Genomic DNA, 22657 nt, shown 5'->3' with positions numbered 1-22657 from the left:
CCCCTGAAGATGAATGGCCTCTTGACCGGACAACCGGCAAACGAAACGATCTCCGGCCAGCTAGTCCAGAATGGAATACCCATGGCTCCGCGGCTTCCGCCCTCCTCGACCTCGGTGCGCGCCTTCGTCACGGTCGCCCGCCTGGGCTCGACCGCCCGCGCCGCCGGCGTGGTCAACCTGACGCAGAGCGCGGTCTCCAAGCAGATCCTGTCGCTGGAGCATCATCTCGGCATGCCCCTGTTCGAGCGCAGCCCGGCCGGGCTCAAGCTCACCGAGGCCGGCGCGATCTACCTGCCCTACGCCGAGGCGGCGCTGGAGCAGATGGAGCGCGGCGCCATGCGGCTCTCCGAGCGGTCCGCCCTCGGCCGGCCGATCCGGCTGCACATGGTCGCCATCGCCGGCGAGCGCTGGCTGATCGAGCGCTTTCCCGCCTTCGCCGAGACGCATCCCGGCGTCGACGTCCAGTTCACCAATTATGTCAGCGAGAGCGAGACGGAGGAACCGGATCTGGAGATCAGCCATGGCGCGCCGCCCTGGCCGGACAAGGAGGCGCATTACCTGTTCGGCCGCGACGTCGCGCTGCTCGCCGCGCCCGCGCTGCTCGAGCGCATGGGCGGCTTCCGCCGCGCCGGCGACATCCAGAAGATGACCCTGCTGCAGCATTTCCAGATGCCGACCTTCTGGGCCGAGTTCACCGAGGCGCACGGCCTGCGCGGCGCGGTGCCGGCTCATACCGTCCGCTACGGCTACTACTCCGTCATCATCCGCGCCGCCGTCGCGGGCCTCGGCGTCGCGCTGGCGCCGCGCTGCTACGTCGCCGAGGAGCTGGCCTCGGGCGCGCTGGTCAACCCGCTCGACATCGGCTTCACCAGCGTCACCGGCCTGTGGCTGACGCGGCGCCTCGACCGGCCCGCCCGCCCCGGCCTCGACGCCTTCATCGACTGGCTGAAGGTGGAGGCCGCCGCGTTCGAGGCCGCGACCCGGGCGGCGTGAGCGGCCGGCAACCTCTCCGCCCGTCATGCGTTGAACCGGCAGGAGGAGCCGCCATGATCACCTTTCTCCCGGCACCCGACCATGTTCTCGCCATCGCGCTCAGCGGCACGATCGAGCCGGCCGACATCGAGCGGGTCGCCGCCGATCTCGAAGAGCGGCTCGCCCGGCACGAGAAGGTCTCGATCCTCGCCGATCTCACGGATTTCGACGACATGACCTTCGCCGCCGCCTGGAAGGACGCCCGCTACGGCTTCGGCAAACTGTGGGAGCTCAGGCGCTTCCCGAAGGAGGCGATCATCGTCGAGAAGGGCTGGCTCGACAGCGCCGCGCGGCTGTTCGCGCCGGTGATCCCCTTCGTCGCGATCCGCAGCTTCCCGCCGTCCGAGCGCGAGGCCGCCCTCGCCTGGGCGGCCGATATCGAGGGCGGGCCCGACGCCTGACAGCCATGGAGCCGCCATGCCGACCCGCACACGCAAATGGTCCGCCGAGGTCACCCGCAAGAGCGATGCCCTCGACCTCCGGGACAAGGTCTTCACGCAGGACGATCCGCGCCGCATCGCCCGCTCGCTGAAGCGCTCGGCCGAGCGCAGCCGGCGGCGCAAGGCTTCCGCCTACCGCTCCGCCATGTCGATGCTGACGTTCTACATCAACCGCGCCGGCCGGAACCTGCCGGCGAAGCGGCGCGAGACGCTGGAGGCCGCCAAGCGCAGCCTGCGCCGGCTCTTCCACCGCTCGCGCAGCGCGCCTCAGGAGCGCGCGAAGGTCTCGTCGAAGGCGTAGCCGGCGCCGCGCACGGTCCTGAGCGGGTCCTTGGCGTTGGCCGGGGTGATCGCCTTGCGCAGGCGCCCGACATGCACGTCGACCGTGCGCTCGTCGATATAGACGTCGCGGCCCCAGACGGCATCGAGGAGCTGCGCGCGGGAATAGACCCGGCCCGGCGCCTGCATCAGGAATTCGAGCAGGCGGAACTCGGTCGGGCCCAGATGCAGCTCGCTGCCGGCCCGGCGGACGCGGCGCGTCGTGCGGTCGAGCTCGAGATCGCCGGCCTGGAGCAGGCCCGCGACATGGCCGGGCTTCGCCCGGCGCAGCAGCGCCTGGATGCGCGCCGTCAGCTCGGGCAGCGAGAACGGCTTCACCACATAGTCGTCGGCGCCGGTGGCGAGGCCGCGCACCCGCTCGGTCTCCTCGCCGCGCGCCGTCAGCATGATGATCGGCACCCGCTCCGTGTCGCGCCGCGAGCGCAGCCGGCGGCAGAGCTCGATGCCGGAGAGGCCCGGCAGCATCCAGTCGAGCAGCACGAGATCGGGCGTGTGGTCGCGCAGATGCAGTTCGGCGTCGTCGCCCCGTGCGACGCTGTCGACCTCGAAGCCCTCGGCTTCGAGGTTGTAGCGCAGCAGCAGGGTCAGAGGCTCTTCGTCTTCGACGATCAGGATGCGTGCGGCCATGATGTCCCGTCTCAGCTCCCGGTGACGGCCTCGACCTCGATATTGGTCGTGTCGAGCTTGGGCCGGTTCACGTCGAGCGAGTCGCCCGTGATGAGGTAATGGATCGTCTCGGCGATGTTGGTGGTGTGGTCGCCGATGCGCTCGATGTTCTTGGCGCAGAACAGGAGATGCGTGCAGAAGGTGATGTTGCGCGGGTCCTCCATCATATAGGTCAGGAGCTCGCGGAACAGCGAGGTGTAGAGCGCGTCGATCTCGTCGTCGCGGCGCCAGACCTCGAGCGCCTTCTGCTCGTTGCCGGCGGCATAGGCGTCGAGCACCTCCTTGAGCTGCGCCTGCACCAGCCGGCTGATGTGCTCCAGCCCGACCACGGCGCGGTGCGGCGGCTGGAACTGCCCGGAGATGGCGACGGCGCGCTTGGCGATGTTCTTGGCGAGATCGCCGACGCGCTCGATATCGGCGGCGATGCGGATCGCCGAGATCAGCTCGCGCAGGTCGTTGGCGAGCGGCTGGCGCCGGGCGATGGTCAAAACCGCCTTCTCCTCGACCTCGCGCTGGAGATTGTCGAGGCGCTGGTCGGCGCTGATGATCTTCTGGGCCAGCGTCGTGTCGCGGCGCACCAGCGCCACGGTGGAATCGCCCAGCATGCGCTCGGCCATCCCGCCCATTTCGGCGAGGCTGCGGCGGAGGCCTTCGAGATCCGCGTCATAGGAGCGGACGATATGGTCGGTCATGGTTGTCCTCCGGTGCATCGGCCCGAGACGCGAAAGGCGGCTTTCGGGAAGCCCGATGCGAAACAAAATATCGCTCAGCCGAACCGGCCGGTGACGTAGTCCTGCGTCTGCTTCTTGGCCGGGTTCATGAAGATCGTGTTGGTCGGGGCGAACTCGACCACCTCGCCCAGATACATGAAGGCGGTGTACTGCGAGATGCGCGCCGCCTGCTGCATGTTGTGCGTGACGATGGCGATGGTGAAGTCGCTCTTGAGCTGCTCCAGCAGGTCCTCGATCTTGCCGGTCGAGATCGGGTCGAGCGCCGAGGTCGGCTCGTCGAACAGGATCACCTCCGGCTTCTGCGCGATGGTGCGCGCGATGCACAGGCGCTGCTGCTGGCCGCCGGAGAGGCCCATGCCGGAGCTCTTCAGCTTGTCCTTGACCTCGTCCCAGAGCGCGGCGCGGCGCAGCGCGCCCTCGACGCGGTCGTCGAGCTCCGATTTCGGCGGCTTCTCGTAGAGGCGGATGCCGAAGGCGACGTTGTCGTAGATCGACATCGGGAAGGGCGTCGGCTTCTGGAACACCATGCCGACGCGCGAGCGCAGTTCGTTCACGTCGACGTCGTTGGAGATGATGTTGCGGCCGTCGAGCAGGATCTCGCCGGTGGCCTTCTGCTCCGGATAGAGCGAGTAGATCCGGTTGAAGATGCGCAGCAGGGTCGACTTGCCGCAGCCGGACGGGCCGATCAGCGCCGTGACGTGGCGGTCGCGGAAGTCGAGATTGATGTTCTTCAGCGCCTTGTGCTCGCCGTAGTAGAAATCGAGGTTCTTCACCGCGATCCGGACGGGGGCCTCGGCATCGAGCGACTGGGGGGAGAGTTCAAGGGTCGAAAGCATCGACATGGTCCTCAAGGTCGGGCGCGACCGGGTTGGATTCAAGTCTTATTTGCCGCCGGCGACGATCCGGCGGGCGACGATCGAAAGCAGCAGGATCGAGACGGTGATGATCAGCGAGCCGGCCCAGGCGAGCTGCTGCCAGTTCTCGTAAGGGGCCGAGGCGAACTGGTAGATCGTCACCGGCAGGTTCGAGACGCCGCCGGCGAGCGTGGGCGAGAACCAGAAATTGTTGTTGAGCGCGGTGAAGAGCAGCGGCGCGGTCTCGCCGGCGATGCGGGCGAGCGCCAGCAGGACGCCGGTGACCATGCCGGCCTTGGCCGCGCGCCAGGTCACCCCGGTGATCACGACGGAGGGCGGCGCGCCGAGCGCCGCGCCGGCCTCGCGCAGATGGCCGGGGACGAGGTTCAGCATGTCCTCGGTGGTGCGCACGATCACCGGGATCGCGATGATGCCGAGCGCGACGCCGCCGGCCCAGCCGGAATAGCCGCGGAAGGGCTCGACCAGGATGACGTAGACGAACAGGCCGATCAGGATCGACGGCGCCGAGAGCAGGATGTCGTTGATGAAGCGGATCAGATTGGCGAGCTGCGAGCCCCGGCCGTATTCCGCCAGCCAGGTCCCGGCCAGCACGCCGATCGGCGTGGCGATGGCGATGCCGAGGAAGGTCAGCACGAAGGAGCCGACGATGGCGTTGGCGAGGCCGCCGCCTTCGCTGCCCGGGCCGGGCGTGACCGCGGTGAAGGTGGCGAGCGAGAGCCCGCCGATGCCCTTCACCAGGAGCATGCCGAGGATCCAGAACAGCACGAAGATGGCGACGAAGGTGAAGCCGGTGGCGATGATCTTCATCAGCCGGTCGGCGGTGCGGCGCGACTGGCGCACGCGCCCCCAGGGCTGATGGGGCAGTTCGCGGGGTGTGCTCGTCATGGTCATGGCGGGGGGACCTCAGTAGCGCTTGACGCGGGCGACCAGCAGCCGCGCGATGACGAGGACGACGAAGGTGACGAAGAACAGGATGCAACCCAGCGCGATCAGCGCGTTGAGCTGCAGCCCCAGCGCCTCGTTGAACTCGTTGGCGATGCGCGAGGCGATGGTCGAGCCCGGGTCGAGGATCGAGGCCGAGAGACGGTTGGCGTTGCCGACCACGAAGGTCACCGCCATGGTCTCGCCGAGGGCGCGGCCGAGGCCGAGCATCACCGCGCCGATGATCGAGACGCCGGCCTGCGGCACCAGCACATGGCGCACGACCTCCCAGGTCGTCGCCCCGATGCCATAGGCGCTCTCGCGCAGCACCGAGGGGATCTGCTCCAGCATGTCGCGGGTGATCGAGGCAATGAACGGCACGATCATGAAGGCGAGGATGATGCCGGCGGTGAAGATCCCCAGCCCCGAGGGCGAGCGCGAATAGAGGATCGTGCCGACGACCGGCATGCCCTCGACGATGTTCGAGAGCGGGATCTGCACATATTGCGCGAAGAGCGGCACGAAGACGAACAGGCCCCACATGCCGTAGATGATCGAGGGCACGGCGGCGAGCAGCTCGATCGCGGTCGCGACCGGCTTCTTGAACCAGGCCGGGGCGAGCTGGGTCAGGTAGACGGCGATGCCGAGCGAGAGCGGCACGCCGATCACCAGCGCGATCAGCGCCGTCGAGAGCGTGCCGACGATCGCCGGCCAGGCGCCGTACTGCTCGTTCTGGGTGTCCCAGACGCTGGAGGTGATGAAGCCGAGGCCGAATTCGCGGAAGGCCGGCCAGCCGCCGACGACCATCGAGACCATGATGCCGGCGAGCAGCACCAGCACCAGCATCGCCGCGCCGAAGCTGGCATTGCGGAAGACGGCGTCGAAGGTCGCTTTCGGCGTCCTGCGGACGATCGGCGTCGCGCCGGGCATGCTCGTCATGTCGGTTGCTGCGGTCATCCGCGAAGGCTCCGGTGGCGTGGCGGAGGCTGTCTGCGGCCGGTCGCCCGGCCCGTCAACCTCGGCCCTCATCCTGAGGAGCGCGCCGCGGGGGCCTCGCGCGGAGGCGTCGGCTCGCTCTCGGCCATCCGGCGAGGCGCCGCGCGCCGCGGCTCCTCGGGATGAGGGCTCGAACGGGTTGGCGAGGCGGGCCGGGCCCGCCTCGCCAGGGTCGGCGCGATCAGAAGATCGGCTTGCCGGAATTGTCGGTGACGCCCTTCCAGGCGGCGCGGACCTGGTCCTTCACATTCGCCGGCAGGGCGACGTAGTCGAGCTCGCTGGCGAGCTTGTCGCCGGACTTGTAGGCCCAGTCGAAGAACTTGAGCGCTTCCTGCACCTCGGCCGGGTTCTCCGGCTTGGCGTGGACGAGGATGAAGGTGGCCGAGGTGATCGGCCAGGCATCGGCGCCCTTCTGGTTGTTGAGCGAGATGCCGAAGCCCGGCTGCTCCTGCCAGTTGGCGTTGGCGGCGGCGGCCTGGAAGGCCTTCTCTTCCGGCGCCGGGAAGTTGCCGTCGGCGTTCTTCACCAGGGCGTGGGAGAGCTTGTTCTGCTTGGCATAGGCGTATTCGACATAGCCGATCGAGTTGGCGACCTGCTTGACCGAGGCCGAGACGCCCTCATTGCCCTTGCCGCCGATGCCGACCGGCCACTGGACCGACTGGTTGGCGCCGATCTTGGACTTCCACTCGGCCGAGACCTTGGAGAGGTAGTCGGTGAAGACGAAGGTCGTGCCCGAGCCGTCCGAGCGGTAGACCGGGTTGATGTTGGCGTCCGGCAGGGTGACGCCGGCGTTGAGCGCGACGATCTTGGGGTCGTTCCACTTCTTGATGTCGCCCAGATAGATCTGCGCGATGATCTCGCCGGAGAGCTTGAGCTTGCCCGGCGCGATGCCGGCGATGTTCACGGCGGGAACGACGCCGCCCATCACGGTCGGGAACTGGACGAGGCCGTCCTTGGTCAGGTCCCCGCCCTTGAGGGGGGCGTCGGTGGCGCCGAAGGCGACGGTCTTGGCCTTGATCTGGCGGATGCCGCCACCCGAGCCGATCGACTGGTAGTTCAGGCCGGTGCCGGTCTCCTTCTTGTAGGCCTCGGCCCATTTCGAATAGATCGGAAAGGGGAAGGTCGCGCCGGCGCCGGTGATGTCGGCGGCCTGGGCGGAGCCGGCGATCCCGGCGGCAACGGCCGCGAGAACGAGAATCTTGCGCATGTGAGATGTCCTCATCTGGTCGCTGTTGGCAGCGGCCTCGTCAGAACACCCTGCGTATGACAGCCGCATGACAATCCGTCATGAAAAGCGTCACAAAGGCAGCTCCGTCCCGAATTGCGAAGGCTCAGGCCGAGCCGCGCGCCGTGCCGAAGCGCGGCAGGATCGCCTTGAAGGCGGCGCCCTCCCCCGGCCTGCTCTCGATGGTCAGGCGCCCGCGATGGCGCAGCACGATGTGCTTGACGATGGCGAGCCCCAAGCCCGTGCCGCCGGTCTCGCGGCTGGCCGCCGTGTCGATCCGGTAGAAGCGCTCGGTCAGGCGCGGCAGATGCTCCGGCGCGATGCCCGGCCCGTCGTCGCGGACGCAGACGCTGGCCTCGCCGTCATGGGCCTCGACCGCGATCGAGACGTCGCCGCCGCGCCTGCCGTATTTGATCGCGTTCTCGACGAGGTTCTCCATCAGGCGCAAGAGCTCGTCGCGGTCGCCCGGCACCTGCAACGGCTCCGAAGGCGCCCTCAGCTTGAGCGTGACCTCGCGCTCGCGCGCCAGCAGGGTCAGGGAATCGACGATCTCCCGCGAGATCCCGGCGAGGTCGACCGGCGTGTCCGGCGCGACATGGGCGCGCTGCTCGATGCGCGAGAGCGAAAGCAGGTCGTCGACCAGGCGCGCCATGCGCAGGCCCTGCTCGCGCATGATGCCGAGGAAGCGCTCGCGCGCCCGCTCGTCGTTGCGGGCCGGACCCTGCAAGGTCTCGACGAAGCCGAGCAGCGAGGCCAGCGGGGTGCGCAATTCATGGCTGGCATTGGCGACGAAGTCGACGCGCATGCGCTCGATGACGCGCTGCTCGCTCAGATCCTCGAAGGTCAGCAGCGTCGGGCGGCGCTCGCCCCGCCCCTCGAGGGCGGCGAGATGGATGCGGAAGGTGCGCTCGACCGGGACGCGCTCGACGAGCTCGATGGTCTTGCGCTCGCCGCCGCGCGCGACCGTCTCGATCGCCTCGATCAGGTCGGGGTCGCGCAGCACCAGCGCCAGCAGCTTGCCGATCTCGAGGCCGGGGATCAGGGCGCGCATCGCCGGGCTGAGCGCCTGCGCCACGCCCTGCTCGTCGAGCAGCACGACGGCCGAGCCCAGCGCCTCGACGAGGCCGCGCACGGCGGTGATGGGGAAGACGGCGGTGTCGATCATGGAACGCTCGGAGCCGCCGGTGGTTACCGGCAGGCCTTCCTGCGCATAACCGCCCAAGGCGTCAATTCCCTTCCGTACGGCAGCCGGCTAGATCATCGCGCGTCCCTTCGGACGCGGTAACGATGATCTATCTCATTGTGAGTGCATCGGATTTTTCCGAAAAGCGGATTCCACTTTTCGGTCCGATGCTCTAGGCTTCGCGGAACGACGAGGAGCAGCCGATGACGAAGAAATCCCCGGATTCGCAAGCCAGCGCCGCCGTCGCGCCCTCCACGGCCGGGGAGCCGCAGCGGGACAAGCCCGGCAAGGCGAAGGCCTTCGACATCGAGGCGGAGATCCTGCCGGAATCGATCGTCGACGCCGCCTATCACAGCGGCGGCTATCCCTATGGCAAGCGGATGAAGCGCAAGCGCTACAGCCGCGAGCTGGAGCCGCTGCAGATCGAGCTGCAGAAGCTGACGCGCTGGGCCCAGAAGCAGGGCGAGCGCATCGTCATCGTCTTCGAGGGCCGCGACGGCGCCGGCAAGGGCGGCACCATCGCCCGCTTCACCCAGCACCTCAATCCGCGCCATGCCCGCGTCGTCGCCCTGCCCAAGCCCTCCGACACCGAGCAGGGGCAATGGTATTTCCAGCGCTACGCCTCCGAGATGCCGACGGCGGGCGAAATGGTGTTCTTCGACCGCTCCTGGTACAACCGCGCCGGCGTCGAGCGCGTCATGGACTTCTGCAAGCCGGAGGAGACCGAGCAGTTCCTGCGCGAGGCGCCGGTCTTCGAGGGCATGCTGGCGCGCGACGGCATCCGCATCGTCAAGCTCTTCCTGACCATCGGCCGCGAGATGCAGATGACGCGCCTGCATGCGCGCTGGCACGACCCGCTGAAGCGCTGGAAGCTCTCGCCGATCGACTTCGAGGCGATCCCGCGCTTCGACGACTATTCCCGCGCCTTCGACGCCATGCTCGCCCGGACCTCGACCGAGGCGGCTCCCTGGTTCGTGGTGCGCAGCAACGACAAGCTGCGCGCGCGCCTCAACGCCATCCGCCACGTCCTGCGGGCGATCCCCTACAAGGGCAAGGACGAGACGGCGATCGGCCCGCTCGACGACAAGGTCGTTGTCTCGGTCGCGCGCTATCTCGACAAGGGCGGCGAGCCGGAGAGCTGAGAAGGCTGTCCGGCACCGCGGGCGCAGCGAAGCAATCCGGAAGCGATCCGGAGGGACCGGTGGAACGCCGGCCCGGTCCCTCCAGGATTGCTCCGTCGCTTTGCTTCTCGCAATGACGAGCGGCCGCCTCTCACGGCCCCATGACGTGGTTCGGCAGCCAGGTCGTCAGCGGCGGCCAGAGCGTGATCGCCGCGAGCACGACGAGCAGCGGCACCAGCCAGGGCAGGATCGCCTTCGACATCGTCTCGAAGGAGACGTTGGCGATGCGCGTCACCACGAAGAGCACCACCCCGATCGGCGGATGGATCGTCCCCAGGATCAGGTTGAGGATCATGATGATGCCGAACTGGACCGGGTCGATGCCGAAGCTGTTCGCCGCCGGCACCAGGATCGGGATCAGGATCAGCAGCGCCGCCAGCGCCTCCATGAAGCAGCCGACCACGAGCAGGATCAGGTTGCAGACCAGCAGGAACATCAGCGGGTGCTGGATCGTCTCGACGATCAGCGGCGTCAGCGTCTGCGGCACGCGCGAGATCGACATGCACCAGCCGAGCGCGCCCGCCGCCATCACCAGCACGGCGACGAGCCCCATGGTCTCGACCGTCTCGATCAGGATCGGCCAGAGCTGCCTCACCTCCAGCGTGCGGTAGACGAAGAAGCCGAGGAACAGCGCGTAGAGGCAGGCGACGGCCGCCGCCTCGGTCGGCGTGACCATGCCGGTGAACATGCCGCCGAGGATGATCGGCGGCGTCATCAGCGCGAAGAAGCCGTTGAGGAAGCTGCGGCCGATCTCGCGGAAGCCCTTGAAGCGCTCCTTGCGGAAGCCCTGCCGGCGCGCGACGAACATCACCATCACCATCAGCGACAGCCCCATCAGGATGCCCGGGATGACGCCGCCGATGAACAGCCGGCCGATCGAGACATCGGCCGTGACGCCGTAGATCACCATCGGCAGCGAGGGCGGGATGATCGGCCCGATCGTCGCGGCCGAGGCGGTGATCGCGGCCGCGGTCTCGGGCCGGTAGCCGGCCTTTTGCATCGCCCGGATCTCGATCGCGCCGGAGCCCGCCGCATCCGCCACCGCCGAGCCGACCATGCCGGCGAAGATCATGCTGGTCAGGATCGAGGCATGCGCATAGCCGCCGCGCAGCCAGCCGATCACCGCGGTCGCGAAGGCGACGATGCGGTCGGTGATGCGCGCCGCCGCCAGGATGTTGCCCATCAGGATGAAGAGCGGCGCCGCCACGATCGGGAAGGAGTTCATCGCCTGCGCCATCTTCTGCGGCACGATCGAGGCCGAGAGATCGCCGAGCAGCACGAAGGCGAAGGCGGCGAGCCCCATCGAGGCGAAGAGCGGGAAGCCGGCGAGGATCGACAGCAGCCAGACGGCCGAGATCTTGAAGATCAGCGCGCTCATTCGGCGGCCTCCTGCAGGGGAGCCGCGGCCGGAGCATGCGGCGACATCCGCCGGTTGCGCAGATTGTCGACCAGCTCGTGCAGGCCCTGGAGCAGCGTCACGATCCCGGCCAGCACCATCGGCGCGTAGAGCAGCCCCATCGAGAGCGGCACCGTGGTCGCCTCGAGATCGTGGTTCGCCTGCACCAGATGCGCGGAATACCAGGCGATCAGCCCGCCGAAGAGGATCATGGCGAGCTGCATCCCCGCCTCGGCCGCGCGCCAGGCCCTGACCGGCAGCATGTCGTGGAAGAAGCGGATGCGGATATGGGCGCGGCGCCGGCTGGCGAGGATCCAGCCCGCCACCGCCACCCACAGCATCAGGAAGCGCGAGACCTCGTCGGTCCAGATCAGCGGCTCGCCGAGCGCGCGGGTGACGATGCCGAGCGTCACCGTGACGAGCAGCGCGACGAGCAGGATCGCGGCGATCACCTCCATGGTCCGGTCGAACAGCCTGGGCCAGATCGTCATGCGGTTCGCTTTCATGGTTAGGCTTCAGGCATCGACGCCATCATTCCGGGGCAGGCCGAAGGCCTGAGCCCGGAACCCATGAACACCACGCCGCAGTAGGAAGCGGGCGCGCGTGCTGCGACTTGCCGGCTCAAGCCGGTGTTCATGGGTTCCAGGCTCGCTGCTGCGCAGCGCCCCGGAATGACGGTCGAGGTTCAGGAGAGCGCCGTCACAGCGCCTGGATGCGGTCCCAGAGGCCCTTGCCCCATTTGCTCTCGAACTTGGCCGGCACGCTCGCCAGCACCGGCTTGCGGAAGGCCTCGTTGTCGGGCGTCGACACGCTCATGCCGGCCTTGGTGAGGCCGTCGACCAGCCCCTTCTCCTGGTCGAGAATCTCCTGGTCCTGCCAGGCGGCGGCCTTGTCGATCGCGGCGACGACGATGTCGCGGTCGGCCTGCGGGATCTTCTGCCAGGCCGCCTCGTTCACGATGACGAGCCGCGGCGTGATGATATGCGCGGTCAGCACCAGGTATTTCTGCACCTCGGCGAGCTTGGCCGAGGCGATGGTCGGCAGCGGGTTCTCCTGCCCGTCGACGGCGCCCTGCGAGAGCGCGAGATAGAGTTCGGAGAAGTTGAGCGGCGTCGGCCGCGCGCCCCAGGCCTCGGCCATGGCGCGGAAGGTGTCGACCTCCGGCACGCGCAGCTTGAAGCCCTTCATGTCCTCGACCGAATGGATCGGCTTCCTGCCGCTGGTGAGGTGGCGCACGCCGTAATAGTTGACGCCGATCATGCGCATGCCGCGCTTGGCGACGAGGACCTGGTTGAGCTCGTCCATCAGCGGGGATTTCAGCGCGCGGGTCACATGCGCCGCGTCCTTCCAGATATAGGGCGCCTCGATGATCGAGATCTGCGGCACGAACTGGCCGAGCTGCGCCGCGCCCTCCGTCACCATGGTCAGCGCGCCCGAGGCGACCGATTCGACCATGTCGCGCGAGGAGCCGAGCTGCCCGTTCGGGAAGGACTGGACGTCGATGCGCCCGCCGGTCTTCTCCTTGATCTCGGCGGCGGCCTTCACCGCGCTCTGCGGCGAGGGATGGCTCGCCGGCTGGCCGTCGGCCCAGCGCAGCACGAGCGGCTCGGCCCGCAGGATGCCGGGCGCGGCGATCGCCGTCGCCCCCGCTGCCGTGGCAGCCAGAAAATCGCGTCTCGTCTGCTTTTTCATGTCCGTTCCCTCCACAGGCAGCCGGTTCTCCGGCTCGTTCGCGATGATCTCAGTACTGCATCGCCCGTGTCCGGGCGTTGCCGATATGGGTCGCCATCGCTTCCGCCGCGCGCTCGGCGTCGCGCGTCTCGATCGCCGCGATGATGGCGAGATGATCCTGCATCACCGGGACGATGATGCTGTTGTGGATGCGCGTCTCGTATTGCCGGATCAGCCGGATCTTGAGCCAGGTGACGCGGAAGGCCTGGCTGACGATCTCGTTGTCGAGATGGTCGATGATCGCCTCGTGCATCAGCCGGTCGATATCCTCGGCATCCTCGATCAGCGTCGCATCGCCGCCGGCCTCGGCCCGCCGGACGATCGCCTCGTGCCGCGCCCGCTGCTCGGCGATCTCCGCATCGGTCGCGTTCCGGGTGTAGAGCGCCGTCGCCTCCTTCTCGAGGAAGAGCCGGAACTGGAAGGCGTTGCGGATCAGGTTGAGGTCGACATGGGCGACCTGCATGCCGCGCTGCGGCACGGTCTTGATCAGCCCTTCCGCCTCCAGTCGCGGGATCAGCTCGCGGATGGCGCCGAGCGGGAAGCCCGTCATCGCCACCAGCTCGCGCTGGGTCACGAACTGGCCGGGCTTGATCTCGCGCGCCAGCAGCCGCTCGGTGAAGGAGGCATAGGCGCGCTCCCGCAGCTTCAGCGGCTCGCCCTCGCGCGGCTCCTGCTCCGGCTGGCTCACCTGTTCCTCCTGTCCTTCCCCGTCATTGCAATGACGGTTCCATCGTGCCCCTCAGGCCGCCTTCGCCTGCATGATCGAATCGAAGGCCGCAAAGAGCCGCTTCCGCGTCGCTTCGTCCAGTGCCTCCAGCGGCGGGCGCATCGCGCCATAGCCGGCATCGCCATGGATGTGGCCGGTCAGCGCCTTCACCGCCGCCAGCACCGGATACGCGCAGATCTCGTCGACCAGCGCGTTCACCGCCGGGCTGTCCTTGCCTTCATAGACCATCGGGCGCACCAGCTCCGGCACCAGGTTGGCGATGCCGCAGATCGTGCCCTGCGCGCCGTTGCGCACCGCCTTTGCGAGCTGGCGCTCGTCGCCCACCAGAATGGCGAGCTCGCCATGCGCCTTCAGCAGCGCCTCGGTATTGGCAGCGTCGCCGGAGGAATCCTTGACGCCGATGACGAGCCCCGGAAACGCCGTCTTCAGCCGCTGCACCAGCCCGAGGCTGATATCCACCGCTGTCACCGAGGGGATGTGGTAGAGGACGACATTGCGGGCCGCGGCGCCGAGCTTCTCGAAGAACTGCGCGAACCAGGCATAGAGCCCCTCGTCGCCGACGCCCTTGAAGTAGAAGGGCGGCGCGACGAGCAGGCCCCTTGCCCCGGCATCGAGCGCCAGCCGCGCCTGCTCGACCGCCTCATGCATCGAGGCCGCGGCCACGCCGGCATAGATCTTCGCGGCCGGGTCGATCCCCGCCCCGATCAGCGCCCCCATCATCGCGGTCCGCGCCGGCAGGCCGAGCGCGGCGCCCTCGCCCGTCGTGCCGAACAGCGTGACCGAGTCGCAGCCATGCGCCAGCACATGGCGGGCATGGTGGACGAGGCGCGGCAGGTCGACGCCGCCGCCCTCCCGCATCGGGGTGGTGATCGCGCAGGAGAGGCCGAAGCGGGTCTTGTCGGTGGCCATGGGAAGGGCTTTCAAGGCTGACTGGTGACTGACATGTTAGTATGGAGACAGCGCCGTCCGCAAGCGGCCCACGCGGCTTTCGCTAGCCGTCCTTCAGGCCTCCGGCCGAGAGTCCGGCGACGATCTGGCGCTGGGCGATGACGGTGACGAGGAGCACGGGCAAGGTCACCAGAAGCGCCGCCGCGGCGAGCGGCCCCCAGGAGATCTGCTCGAAGGTCAGGGAGTTGTAGACGGCCGAGGGCAGCGTGCGGCTCGCCTTGCCGCCGAGCACCACCGAGAAGATGAAGTTGTTCCAGGAGAAGATGAAGGCGAGGATGCCGCCGACCACGATGCCGGGTTTGGCCAGCGGCAGCGCGACATGGCGGAAGGCCTGCCAGCTCGTGGCGCCGTCGATGCGCGAAGCGTCTTCGAGCTCCATGGGAACGTTCTCGAAATACCCGATCATGATCCAGACGATGATCGGGATGGTGATGACGAGATGGGTGATGACCAGCGCCGTGATGGTGCCCACCAATCCGGTGATCTGGAACAGCAGGAACAGCGGGATGAGATAGGACAGGGCCGGCGTCATCCGCGCCACCAGGATCAGGATCGCGAATTTATGCGCCTTGCCGCGCGCGATGCCGTAGCCAGCCGGCACGCCGACGATCAGCCCGAGCAGCACCGCCCCGCCGGTGACCAGGATCGAGTTCCACAGATAGAGCCCGAAATCGTTCTGGGCGAAGACGTCGACATAGTTCTTCAGCGTCGGCGGATCGGGGATGAAGACCGGCGGGAAGGCGGTGTTGTCGAGCTCGTTCTTGAGCGAGAGCGAGATCATCCAGAGGAAGACCAGCACCGCCGGCGAGACCAGCACGAAGACCGAGGCCCAGAAGCCGAGCTTTTTGAGCGTGCGGTTCATGGCGACCTCGCTGTCTGGCCATTTCCAGCACGGTCATCCCGGGCGACCGCAGGGAGACCCGGGATCCATGCCTGAACATCCATCCGGAAAGGTTCCGGCATGGATCCCGGGTCTGCGCTTCGCTTCGCCCGGGATGACAGCGCGTTTATGACAAAAGGTCCGCCCATCACGTGTTCCACTTCGACTTCTGCCGCGCATAGAGCAGCAGCAGCGAGAGCATGATGATGATGACGAAGAAGATCACCACCACGGCCGAGGCGTAGCCGATCTTGTAGAACTGGAAGGCCTGCAGATAGAGGAAGATGTTCAGCGTCTCCGAGGCCGTGCCCGGCCCGCCCTGGGTGATCACGAAGATGGTGTCGAAGGCCTTCAGCGCGTCGATGGTGCGGATCACGATCGCCACCATGACGAAGGGCCAGACCAGCGGCAGCGTGATGTGCCGGAACATGTGCCAGTCGTTGGCGCCGTCGATCAGCGCGGATTCGTAAGGCTCGCGGGGCAGGCCGGCGAGGCCCCCGAGCACGATCAGCATGACCAGCGGCGTCCAGTGCCAGACCTCGACCATCACCAGCGTCGGGATCACCGTGCCGGGATCGTAGACCCAGCCCTGCGGCGGAATGCCGACGAGCGAGAGCAGATAGTTCAGCACCCCGAGCTGCGGGTGGAACATCATCGTCCAGACCAGCGCGACCGCGACCGGCGTCGCCATCATCGGCATGACGAACACGGTCCGCAGCAGGCCCCGCGCCGGGAATTCGCGATGGAACACCAGCGCCGCCGCCGTGCCGAAGACGATCGGCAGCACCACCGCCAGCACGGTGAAATAGACGGTGTGCCAGATCGATTCGAGGAAGCGCGCATCCTGCGCCAGCTCGGCGAAATTACCGAGGCCGACGAATTCCGCGCCGCCGCCGATCTTCCAGTCCTGCGTCGACATGTAGAGCGTGAACAGCCAGGGGAACACGATCACCGCGGCGATCACCAGCACCGCCGGCAGCGAGAACAGCCAGTAGCGCGGCGTGAAATCCTGCGAGGTCGCGGCGGCGCTCACGGGCGCCGCGCTGGAGAGTCTCGCTGGAAGGGATGTGCTGGTCATGCGTTCCGGGCCGTCATGCCCGGGCTCGACCCGGGGCATCTCTGTAAGGAAGCCTAGTGGTCACGGCATAGCCGGGTCGGCCCGGCCATGCCTGTCGCCGAAGGGCGCCGCTCAGCCCTGCTCGCTCTTGGCGAGCACCGGTGCGAAGGTCTCCGTCGCCTTCTTCAATTCGCCGGCGACATCCGCCCCGCCTATCATATTGGTCAGCGCCACGCCGAAGACGTCGCGGAACTCCGTCACCGGCACGATCTGCGGCAGGCCGGCGCGCGCGATCTTGGCGGAGGCCAGCAGGCAATCGAAATACTGCTTGCCGAATTTCGAGGCCTGGATCGTCTCGGTGTCGAGATAGGCCGAGGAGCGGCCGGGCGCGCCGGCGCCGCTCTTCAGCATGGCGATCTGGTTCTTCTTGTTGGTCATGAACTGGAGATAGAGCCAGGCCGCCTCCTTCTTCGAGGAGCCGCGCGAGATGCCCATGCCGTCGGCGAACATGCCGGCGTGATGCGCCTTCGGCCCCGGCGGCGTCACGCCATAGCCGACCTTGCCGACGATGCGCGACTTGCTCGGATCCTCCAGCGGCGTGGCGAAGCCGACGCCGTCGAGCCACATCGCGGCGCGGCCCTGCATGAAGGTCGTCTGGCACTCGTTCCAGTTGAAGCCGACCGAACCGACCGGGCCGGTCTCCTTGTTGAGCTTCTTGTAGAGCTCGCCCGCCCAGACCGCCTCGGGCGTATCGGTCAGCAGCTTGCCCTCGGGCGAGACCGTCTCCATGCCCTGGCCCAGCATCAGCGAGGTCCAGACCGGGACATTGGCGTTCTTCAGCCCGCGCGAGACGAAGCCGGCGATGCCCTTGGCCGGATCGTGCAGCTTCTGCGCGACGGTGAACATCTCGTCCATCGTCTTGGGATAGGCCACGCCCTTCGCGTCGAAGAGCTCCTTGTTGTAGTAGATGATCCAGTAATCGACGAAGAAGGGAAGCGTATCGAGCGAGCCGTCCGCCTGCCGCGCATAGGCCACGGGACCGGCGCCGAAATCGGCGAAGTCGAAATCCGGCGCGGTCAGCGCGGCGTTCTTGATGAAGGGCTCGAGATTCTCGAACCACTTGCCCTTGGCCGCCATGCGCTTCTGCACATGCAGCGAGATGCCGCTGACGTCGAAGCTCGGCTTGCCCGAGGCGAACTCGATCACCGCCTTCTGGCGCTGCTGCTGCTCCGGCACCTGCTCGGAGGAGACCTTGATGCCGGTGAGCTCGGTGAATTCCTTCTCGGCCTGCTGCATCAGGTCGGAGCGCGGGTTCTTGACCAGCAGCACGTCGATCGACTGGCCGGAGAACTTCTTCCAGTCGAAGGCGCCCTGCGCCTGCGCCCTGCGCAGCACCAGCGGCGAGGCGAGCGCGGCCGCCGCGCCGCCGAGCAGCACGCGACGGGTCGGCTTGAGAAGATGATCGGTCATCGGCGTCCTCCCCAGGACTTGCAGGCGGCCCGTTTCGGGCCTTTCATGGTGCGCGGTACCGCCGGCGGGCAATGCCGCCCCTTCCGCGATCGGGAAGAACGCTAATCCGCTTTCCGGCCGGTTGCAAGCTAACATGTTGGCGTGCACATAGTGCTGCCAGACCGCTCCGTTCCGGCGCGGGATCCTCTGCGAGAGCCGCCCGTGACGAGCCCGCCGCGCATCGATTCCCACCAGCATTTCTGGCGGCTCTCCCGCGGCGATTATGGCTGGCTCACCCCCGCGCTCGGGCCGATCCACCGCGATTCCGAGCCCGCCGATCTCGCCCCGCTGCTCGCCGCGCACGATATCGCCGCGACCATCCTGGTCCAGGCTGCTCCGACCGAGGCCGAGACCCGCTTCCTGCTCGGCCTCGCGGCCGCTACGCCCTTCGTCGCCGGCGTCGTCGGCTGGGCCGATTTCGCCGCGCCCGACGCCCCCGCCCGCATCGCTGCACTGGCGGCCGACCCGCTGCTCGTTGGACTCAGGCCGATGGCGCAGGACATCCCCGATCCCGGCTGGCTCGCCCGGCCCGACCTCGCCCCCGCCTTCGCGGCGCTCGCGCGCCATGGCCTCGTCTTCGACGCGCTGGTGAAGCCGCCGCAGATCCCGGCCTTGCTCGCCCTCCTCGACCGCGAGACGCGGCTTCCCGTGGTGATCGACCACGGCGCCAAGCCCGACCTCGCCGGCACCGATCTCGCGCAATGGCGCGACGGCATCGCGGCGCTGGCCGCCCGGCCGAACACCGTCTGCAAACTCTCCGGCCTCGTCACCGAGGCCAGGCCGGGCTGGACCGCCGCGACGCTGGCGCCGGCGGTCGCGCATCTGCTCGCCTGCTTCGGGCCGCAGCGCCTGCTCTGGGGCAGCGACTGGCCGGTCGTCACGCTGCGCACGCCCTATGCCGGCTGGCTCGCGGCGGCCGAGCGCCTCACCGCGACGCTTTCGGCGGCGGATCGCGCCGCGCTCTTCGGCGGCAATGCGGCGCGGCTCTATCTGGCGAAACGTGGCCGAAATCCGGCGAAACCCGTCATGGACGGTTCATCTTCGCGGTCCTAGCCTGCGTTCCGCTGCCCGACCGCCCGGAATGATCCGCCCGGCCAGAGCGGCATCGACAGGCGTCCCTTCACCGGGAGGATCTCACATGACTCGGACCAGATTCGCGCTCGCTGCCGGCCTTCTCGCGCTCGCGGGCGGGTTCACGCTGCAGGCCTCGACGCCGGCGCTCGCGCTGACGATGAAGGAGTGCAGCACCAAGTACCAGGCGGCCAAGAGCGGCAACACGCTGAACGGCCAATCCTGGAACGATTTCCGCAAGACCCAGTGCGGCGACGGCGCCGCCGCGAGCCCCGCCGCCGCTCCCGCCGCGACCGCGCCCGCCCCGGCCAACCCGATGAAGCCGGCGACGACGACCGCGACCGCCCCGGCCGCGCCGAAGCCCGCCGCCGCCCCCTCGGCCGCGCCGACGGGCAGCGCCGTGTTCCCGAGCAAGGTCGATCCGAAATATTCGCAGCTCTCGGCCGGCAAGCAGCGCTTCAAGACCTGCAACGACCAGTACAACGCCAACAAGGCCAGCAACGGCAATGGCGGCCTGAAATGGATTCAGAAGGGCGGCGGCTATTACAGCCAGTGCAACGCCCGGCTGAAGGGCGCCTGAGCCGGCACGGCTTCAAGACGCGCGCCGGCGCCCGCCCGCGCCGGCGCGCGTTCGTTCGTGATGAGGGGCAGCGGAGCGCCGCGAGGCGCAGGTGGTATCAGGCCGCTTCCGTTGAGCCAGGAAGCGGCGCGGAAGGATTGAGCCACCTTCCGCACGCCCCGTGGCGCTCCGCTCATCGGCGTTCTTGCAGACTGCGGGCCGCGCTTATCCGGCTCTGCGCTTCCGGCCCTGCTCCCTCGACGCCAGTTCGGCCGAGCCTCGTCGCGCCTCGGGTCACAAGACCTTTCCCGTCGAACCTTCCAGCGAGCCCCTCGCGCAGGGACCGTAATATCCCCAGGGCGGTTCCCGCAGCCTCCCGAGTCCGGCTTGCAAGGCCGGCCGCAGGGCGCCGCCCTCATCCCGCCACACGACATGCCTCCGGATGGCTGCCCCTCGGGGATGAGGTGGAGCGAGGATAAGCGCGGCCGGACGGGACGGGGATAAGTTTTCTCAGGCGCCCTTGGCGACGGCCTGCTTCAGCCGCGCGATCGCCTCCGCCGCGCCGGCCTTCACCGAGACGTCCTGCGTCTCGCCCTCGCGCTCGATCAGCGCGATCAGCGACTCTGGAGTGATCTCGGCCCGCGCCGCGGTCAGCTTCAGCACGGCGTTGGCGAGGATGTTTGGCCAGAACGCCGCCCCGCCCTTGGCCAGCCCCTTGGCCTTGCGGCCTTCGAATTCACGGGCGAGCTGTTCGGGAGTTTTGCGGGGCATTTGGTTTCCGTGAATCGTGTTCAACTGAGAGCTTAGCTCAATCGGAATGGGCGCGAGGCTCTTTTCCATAGGGAACGAGGGTAAAGATGAGAAGTCGCCGCCGCCAAGCAGCGGACTTCCGCAATCGGTGGAAAGCGGAACATCCGCTCTCCACCTTGCACGGGTCGCTGTCAGCCGGATTGGCGGTCGAGGAAATGCAGATTGACAGGTCCGAGAGGCAGCTTCCTGTTCCGCCTTGGACGCGGCACGTCGGGAACGGACACATCGGAGTCGGTGGGCGTCAGATCGAAGGCGCGAGCGCGGACCTGGCCCATGCCCCTCAGGAAGAAGCCATAATGGACACTTTCAGCTTCGTCGGGCACGTCAAGGACGATTGAGCGACGGGTCCAGCCGGTCGTGCCGCTGATCGCGCCGTCGCTCTTGCGCTGCATCATGTTGTCGAAGCGCAGGACGGTCCCGGTTCCGCCATCGATGCGCATCCATATCGTGCCGAGTCCTGCGTCGGTCGCTCGGAGCTCGGCCGTAAGCTTGAGCTTTTGCCCACGATAGATTTCAGCCGAAACACTCTGCATCAGGCAGCCGAACAGATCCGCGGCGGGCTCTTCCATCGCACGGTCGACCAAGGACTCGATCAAAGCGACCCCCGGATTGCCCGGCTCCAATCCCATCCTGATCTTCTTGGGATCGGTCATGCCGCCAGAGAACCAACCTTCCGCCGCCGGAAGAGGGGCCTGCCGCCGCTCAATGCGTTCGATGATCGCCGAGAGCGTATTCCAATCAGTCGATCCAAATTGCTTTGCGACGAGTTCGAGACAAGCGCTATGCGAAAGGGCGTGCCCTTTCCCTGCCAAGGCCTCCTTGAGGTCCTTGGCCATGAGCTTCGCATTCAAAAAGCTGCGCATCGGTTCCATCCTTTCCGGGCAGCACGAAGGTCAGGGCTCGCATTGCTGACACACCACCCGGAAGGGTCAAACCGATGGATCGGTTGCGCATTCACCATTCCAAACAGGAGCGAGCGGCGGGCTGCGCGGGCCAAGCTCGATAATATCGTGAGTCGTCGATACGTCCAGCGTCCGCTCAGGGGCGCAAGCAGGCACGCATACCCTCCGCTTGACTCCCACCCCCACCCGCCCTACGCCCATCGACGGGACACGCCCCCCCAACGGGGCGCGCCCATCTGTAAGGATGGAGACATCGATGGCGAATACTGCTCCGGCCGTGCGTCCGCGCGTGCCGAATTTCTCGTCCGGCCCCTGCGCCAAGCGCCCCGGCTGGTCCCTCAAAGCCCTCTCCGACGCCCCGCTCGGCCGCTCGCACCGCGCCAAGATCGGCAAGGACAAGCTCAAGCGCGCGATCGACCTGACGCGCGAGGTGCTGCAGGTCCCGGCCGATTACCGCATCGGCATCGTGCCGGCCTCCGACACCGGCGCCGTCGAGATGGCGCTCTGGTCGCTGCTCGGCGCCCGCGGCGTCGACATGCTGAGCTGGGAGAGCTTCGGCGCCGGCTGGGTCACCGATGTCGTCAAGCAGCTCAAGCTCGCCGATGTCCGCACCTTCGACGCGCCCTATGGCGAACTGCCGAATCTCAAGAAGGTCGACACGAAGAAGCGCGACGTCGTCTTCACCTGGAACGGCACCACCTCCGGCGTGCGCGTGCCCGATGCGAGCTGGATCGCGGATGACCGCGAGGGGCTGACCATCTGCGACGCCACCTCCGCCGCCTTCGCCCAGCGCCTCGACTGGCAAAAGCTCGATGTCGTCACCTTCTCCTGGCAGAAGGTGCTCGGCGGCGAGGCCGCGCATGGCATGATCGTGCTCTCGCCCCGCGCGGTCGAGCGGCTCCTGACCTACAAGCCGGCCTGGCCGCTGCCGAAGATCTTCCGGATGACCTCGGGCGGCAAGCTCTCCGAGGGCATCTTCACCGGCGAGACCATCAACACGCCCTCCATGCTCGCGGTCGAGGATTATCTCGACGCGCTCGCATGGGCGCAGAAGGTCGGCGGGCTCGACGGGCTGGTGAAGCGCGCCGATGCGAACGCGCGCGTCATCGCCAAATTCGTGCGCGAGAACGACTGGATCGACTTCCTGGCGGTGAAGCCGAAGACGCGCTCCAACACGAGCGTCTGCCTGAAGTTCACCGACCCGGCCGTCACCGCGCTGCCGGCCGAGGCGCAGGCCGCCTTCGCCAAGCAGGTGGTCTCGATCATCGAGAAGGCCGGCGCCGGCTACGATCTCGGCCATTACCGCGACGCCCCTCCCGGCCTGCGCATCTGGTGCGGCGCGACCGTGCAGGCGCGCGACGTCAAGGCGCTGCTGCCCTGGATCGCATACGCCTTCGCCGAGGCCAAGGCGGGTCTGGGCAAGAAGGCGGCGTAAGCGCTTCGCCCTGTCATTCCGGGGCGCGGGCCTTGGCCCGCGA

General features: G+C 67.9%; 24 protein-coding genes. 7 read left to right on the top strand and 17 right to left on the bottom strand.

The features are described 5' to 3' along the window. Positions 1 to 81 precede the first annotated feature (81 nt). Genes ACWH43_RS05170 through ACWH43_RS05160 form a run of 3 tightly spaced genes read left to right on the top strand, consistent with a single transcriptional unit; the run spans position 82 to position 1773 of the window. Entirely contained in the window at positions 82 to 993 is a 912-nt protein-coding gene (locus ACWH43_RS05170) for a LysR family transcriptional regulator (RefSeq protein ID WP_260349302.1), read from the top strand. Positions 994 to 1046: 53 nt separating this feature from the next. Beyond that, entirely contained in the window at positions 1047 to 1433 is a 387-nt protein-coding gene (locus ACWH43_RS05165; protein ID WP_158445709.1) for a SpoIIAA family protein, read from the top strand. Between the two features lie 16 nt (positions 1434 to 1449). Further along, positions 1450 to 1773, top strand: a complete 324-nt coding sequence (locus ACWH43_RS05160) for a DUF3175 domain-containing protein (RefSeq protein ID WP_158445710.1) — start codon at positions 1450 to 1452, stop codon at positions 1771 to 1773. On the opposite strand, the gene phoB is transcribed toward ACWH43_RS05160, so the two are convergent. The 7 genes from phoB to ACWH43_RS05125 form a co-directional block, all read right to left on the bottom strand. Next, positions 1740 to 2438 (bottom strand): phosphate regulon transcriptional regulator PhoB, encoded by a 699-nt coding sequence (phoB, locus tag ACWH43_RS05155; RefSeq protein ID WP_158445711.1) that lies wholly within the window; start codon positions 2436 to 2438, stop codon positions 1740 to 1742. The genes ACWH43_RS05160 and phoB overlap by 34 nt on opposite strands. Positions 2439 to 2449: 11 nt before the next feature. Next, on the bottom strand, positions 2450 to 3169 hold the full coding sequence (gene phoU / locus ACWH43_RS05150; RefSeq protein WP_089174081.1) for a phosphate signaling complex protein PhoU: 720 nt from the start codon (positions 3167 to 3169) through the stop codon (positions 2450 to 2452). Positions 3170 to 3243: 74 nt separating this feature from the next. Beyond that, the gene (gene pstB, locus ACWH43_RS05145) at positions 3244 to 4050 is read right to left on the bottom strand and encodes a phosphate ABC transporter ATP-binding protein PstB (protein ID WP_158445712.1); all 807 of its coding nucleotides are present in this window, start codon (positions 4048 to 4050) and stop codon (positions 3244 to 3246) included. Positions 4051 to 4089: 39 nt separating this feature from the next. Continuing rightward, entirely contained in the window at positions 4090 to 4974 is an 885-nt protein-coding gene (pstA, locus tag ACWH43_RS05140; RefSeq protein ID WP_158445713.1) for a phosphate ABC transporter permease PstA, read from the bottom strand. A 12-nt stretch (positions 4975 to 4986) separates the two neighbouring features. After that, positions 4987 to 5961 (bottom strand): phosphate ABC transporter permease subunit PstC, encoded by a 975-nt coding sequence (gene pstC / locus ACWH43_RS05135; RefSeq protein WP_158445714.1) that lies wholly within the window; start codon positions 5959 to 5961, stop codon positions 4987 to 4989. Positions 5962 to 6181: 220 nt separating this feature from the next. After that, positions 6182 to 7207 (bottom strand): phosphate ABC transporter substrate-binding protein PstS, encoded by a 1026-nt coding sequence (pstS, locus tag ACWH43_RS05130; protein ID WP_158448041.1) that lies wholly within the window; start codon positions 7205 to 7207, stop codon positions 6182 to 6184. A 124-nt stretch (positions 7208 to 7331) separates the two neighbouring features. Continuing rightward, positions 7332 to 8390 (bottom strand): ATP-binding protein, encoded by a 1059-nt coding sequence (locus tag ACWH43_RS05125; RefSeq protein WP_158448042.1) that lies wholly within the window; start codon positions 8388 to 8390, stop codon positions 7332 to 7334. 221 nt (positions 8391 to 8611) lie between these two features. Here ACWH43_RS05125 and ppk2 point away from each other — a divergent pair, with 221 nt between their 5' ends. After that, the gene (gene ppk2, locus ACWH43_RS05120; RefSeq protein WP_158444687.1) at positions 8612 to 9550 is read left to right on the top strand and encodes a polyphosphate kinase 2; all 939 of its coding nucleotides are present in this window, start codon (positions 8612 to 8614) and stop codon (positions 9548 to 9550) included. Positions 9551 to 9680: 130 nt separating this feature from the next. Here ppk2 and ACWH43_RS05115 read toward each other — a convergent pair whose 3' ends face one another. The 8 genes from ACWH43_RS05115 to ACWH43_RS05080 all read right to left on the bottom strand — a co-directional run bounded on the left by ACWH43_RS05115 (position 9681) and on the right by ACWH43_RS05080 (position 17798). Further along, positions 9681 to 10967: a TRAP transporter large permease gene (locus ACWH43_RS05115; RefSeq protein ID WP_158444688.1), complete on the bottom strand. Its 1287-nt coding sequence runs from the start codon at positions 10965 to 10967 to the stop codon at positions 9681 to 9683. Next, positions 10964 to 11476, bottom strand: coding sequence for a TRAP transporter small permease (locus tag ACWH43_RS05110; RefSeq protein WP_260349303.1), 513 nt, complete (start codon positions 11474 to 11476; stop codon positions 10964 to 10966). Before ACWH43_RS05110 ends, ACWH43_RS05115 begins: the two co-directional genes overlap by 4 nt. Positions 11477 to 11684: 208 nt before the next feature. Further along, positions 11685 to 12677 (bottom strand): sialic acid TRAP transporter substrate-binding protein SiaP, encoded by a 993-nt coding sequence (locus tag ACWH43_RS05105; RefSeq protein ID WP_158444690.1) that lies wholly within the window; start codon positions 12675 to 12677, stop codon positions 11685 to 11687. A gap of 49 nt (positions 12678 to 12726) precedes the next feature. After that, on the bottom strand, positions 12727 to 13404 hold the full coding sequence (locus tag ACWH43_RS05100) for a GntR family transcriptional regulator (protein ID WP_158444691.1): 678 nt from the start codon (positions 13402 to 13404) through the stop codon (positions 12727 to 12729). 51 nt (positions 13405 to 13455) lie between these two features. Further along, on the bottom strand, positions 13456 to 14352 hold the full coding sequence (locus ACWH43_RS05095; protein WP_158444692.1) for a dihydrodipicolinate synthase family protein: 897 nt from the start codon (positions 14350 to 14352) through the stop codon (positions 13456 to 13458). Between the two features lie 82 nt (positions 14353 to 14434). Further along, positions 14435 to 15253 carry a carbohydrate ABC transporter permease gene (locus tag ACWH43_RS05090; protein WP_158444693.1) on the bottom strand — a complete coding sequence of 273 codons (819 nt, stop codon included), beginning with the start codon at positions 15251 to 15253 and terminating at the stop codon, positions 14435 to 14437. A 166-nt stretch (positions 15254 to 15419) separates the two neighbouring features. Further along, positions 15420 to 16349 (bottom strand): carbohydrate ABC transporter permease, encoded by a 930-nt coding sequence (locus ACWH43_RS05085; RefSeq protein ID WP_158444694.1) that lies wholly within the window; start codon positions 16347 to 16349, stop codon positions 15420 to 15422. 111 nt (positions 16350 to 16460) lie between these two features. After that, positions 16461 to 17798, bottom strand: coding sequence for an ABC transporter substrate-binding protein (locus ACWH43_RS05080; RefSeq protein WP_158444695.1), 1338 nt, complete (start codon positions 17796 to 17798; stop codon positions 16461 to 16463). 201 nt (positions 17799 to 17999) lie between these two features. Here ACWH43_RS05080 and ACWH43_RS05075 point away from each other — a divergent pair, with 201 nt between their 5' ends. Continuing rightward, on the top strand, positions 18000 to 18890 hold the full coding sequence (locus ACWH43_RS05075) for an amidohydrolase family protein (RefSeq protein WP_158471829.1): 891 nt from the start codon (positions 18000 to 18002) through the stop codon (positions 18888 to 18890). An 85-nt stretch (positions 18891 to 18975) separates the two neighbouring features. After that, a complete protein-coding gene (locus tag ACWH43_RS05070; RefSeq protein WP_158471828.1) occupies positions 18976 to 19488 on the top strand; it encodes a hypothetical protein in 513 nt (170 codons plus the stop codon). Positions 19489 to 19977: 489 nt separating this feature from the next. Here the strand turns inward: ACWH43_RS05070 and ACWH43_RS05065 are convergent, their stop codons facing one another. Together ACWH43_RS05065 and ACWH43_RS05060 are read right to left on the bottom strand one after the other, a co-directional pair. After that, on the bottom strand, positions 19978 to 20238 hold the full coding sequence (locus ACWH43_RS05065) for a hypothetical protein (protein WP_158446759.1): 261 nt from the start codon (positions 20236 to 20238) through the stop codon (positions 19978 to 19980). 170 nt (positions 20239 to 20408) lie between these two features. Next, positions 20409 to 21140, bottom strand: coding sequence for a glyoxalase superfamily protein (locus tag ACWH43_RS05060; protein ID WP_158446760.1), 732 nt, complete (start codon positions 21138 to 21140; stop codon positions 20409 to 20411). Positions 21141 to 21435: 295 nt separating this feature from the next. On the opposite strand from ACWH43_RS05060, the gene ACWH43_RS05055 reads away from it, so the two are divergent. Continuing rightward, positions 21436 to 22614 (top strand): phosphoserine transaminase, encoded by a 1179-nt coding sequence (locus ACWH43_RS05055; RefSeq protein ID WP_158471855.1) that lies wholly within the window; start codon positions 21436 to 21438, stop codon positions 22612 to 22614. The last annotated feature ends 43 nt before the right edge of the window (positions 22615 to 22657 follow it).

It is taken from the genome of Allobosea minatitlanensis (genome assembly GCF_964020775.1).
This window is presented reverse-complemented; position numbering and strand designations above follow the sequence as displayed.

Coding starts and splice junctions, on each gene's coding strand:
- ACWH43_RS05170 (WP_260349302.1), top strand. CDS start 82: ATGGCTCCGCGGCTTCCGCCCTCCTCGACCTCGGTGCGCGCCTTCGTC.
- ACWH43_RS05165 (WP_158445709.1), top strand. CDS start 1,047: ATGATCACCTTTCTCCCGGCACCCGACCATGTTCTCGCCATCGCGCTC.
- ACWH43_RS05160 (WP_158445710.1), top strand. CDS start 1,450: ATGCCGACCCGCACACGCAAATGGTCCGCCGAGGTCACCCGCAAGAGC.
- phoB (WP_158445711.1), bottom strand. CDS start 2,438: ATGGCCGCACGCATCCTGATCGTCGAAGACGAAGAGCCTCTGACCCTG.
- phoU (WP_089174081.1), bottom strand. CDS start 3,169: ATGACCGACCATATCGTCCGCTCCTATGACGCGGATCTCGAAGGCCTC.
- pstB (WP_158445712.1), bottom strand. CDS start 4,050: ATGTCGATGCTTTCGACCCTTGAACTCTCCCCCCAGTCGCTCGATGCC.
- pstA (WP_158445713.1), bottom strand. CDS start 4,974: ATGACCATGACGAGCACACCCCGCGAACTGCCCCATCAGCCCTGGGGG.
- pstC (WP_158445714.1), bottom strand. CDS start 5,961: ATGACCGCAGCAACCGACATGACGAGCATGCCCGGCGCGACGCCGATC.
- pstS (WP_158448041.1), bottom strand. CDS start 7,207: ATGCGCAAGATTCTCGTTCTCGCGGCCGTTGCCGCCGGGATCGCCGGC.
- ACWH43_RS05125 (WP_158448042.1), bottom strand. CDS start 8,390: ATGATCGACACCGCCGTCTTCCCCATCACCGCCGTGCGCGGCCTCGTC.
- ppk2 (WP_158444687.1), top strand. CDS start 8,612: ATGACGAAGAAATCCCCGGATTCGCAAGCCAGCGCCGCCGTCGCGCCC.
- ACWH43_RS05115 (WP_158444688.1), bottom strand. CDS start 10,967: ATGAGCGCGCTGATCTTCAAGATCTCGGCCGTCTGGCTGCTGTCGATC.
- ACWH43_RS05110 (WP_260349303.1), bottom strand. CDS start 11,476: ATGACGATCTGGCCCAGGCTGTTCGACCGGACCATGGAGGTGATCGCC.
- ACWH43_RS05105 (WP_158444690.1), bottom strand. CDS start 12,677: ATGAAAAAGCAGACGAGACGCGATTTTCTGGCTGCCACGGCAGCGGGG.
- ACWH43_RS05095 (WP_158444692.1), bottom strand. CDS start 14,352: ATGGCCACCGACAAGACCCGCTTCGGCCTCTCCTGCGCGATCACCACC.
- ACWH43_RS05090 (WP_158444693.1), bottom strand. CDS start 15,253: ATGAACCGCACGCTCAAAAAGCTCGGCTTCTGGGCCTCGGTCTTCGTG.
- ACWH43_RS05085 (WP_158444694.1), bottom strand. CDS start 16,349: ATGACCAGCACATCCCTTCCAGCGAGACTCTCCAGCGCGGCGCCCGTG.
- ACWH43_RS05080 (WP_158444695.1), bottom strand. CDS start 17,798: ATGACCGATCATCTTCTCAAGCCGACCCGTCGCGTGCTGCTCGGCGGC.
- ACWH43_RS05070 (WP_158471828.1), top strand. CDS start 18,976: ATGACTCGGACCAGATTCGCGCTCGCTGCCGGCCTTCTCGCGCTCGCG.
- ACWH43_RS05065 (WP_158446759.1), bottom strand. CDS start 20,238: ATGCCCCGCAAAACTCCCGAACAGCTCGCCCGTGAATTCGAAGGCCGC.
- ACWH43_RS05060 (WP_158446760.1), bottom strand. CDS start 21,140: ATGCGCAGCTTTTTGAATGCGAAGCTCATGGCCAAGGACCTCAAGGAG.
- ACWH43_RS05055 (WP_158471855.1), top strand. CDS start 21,436: ATGGCGAATACTGCTCCGGCCGTGCGTCCGCGCGTGCCGAATTTCTCG.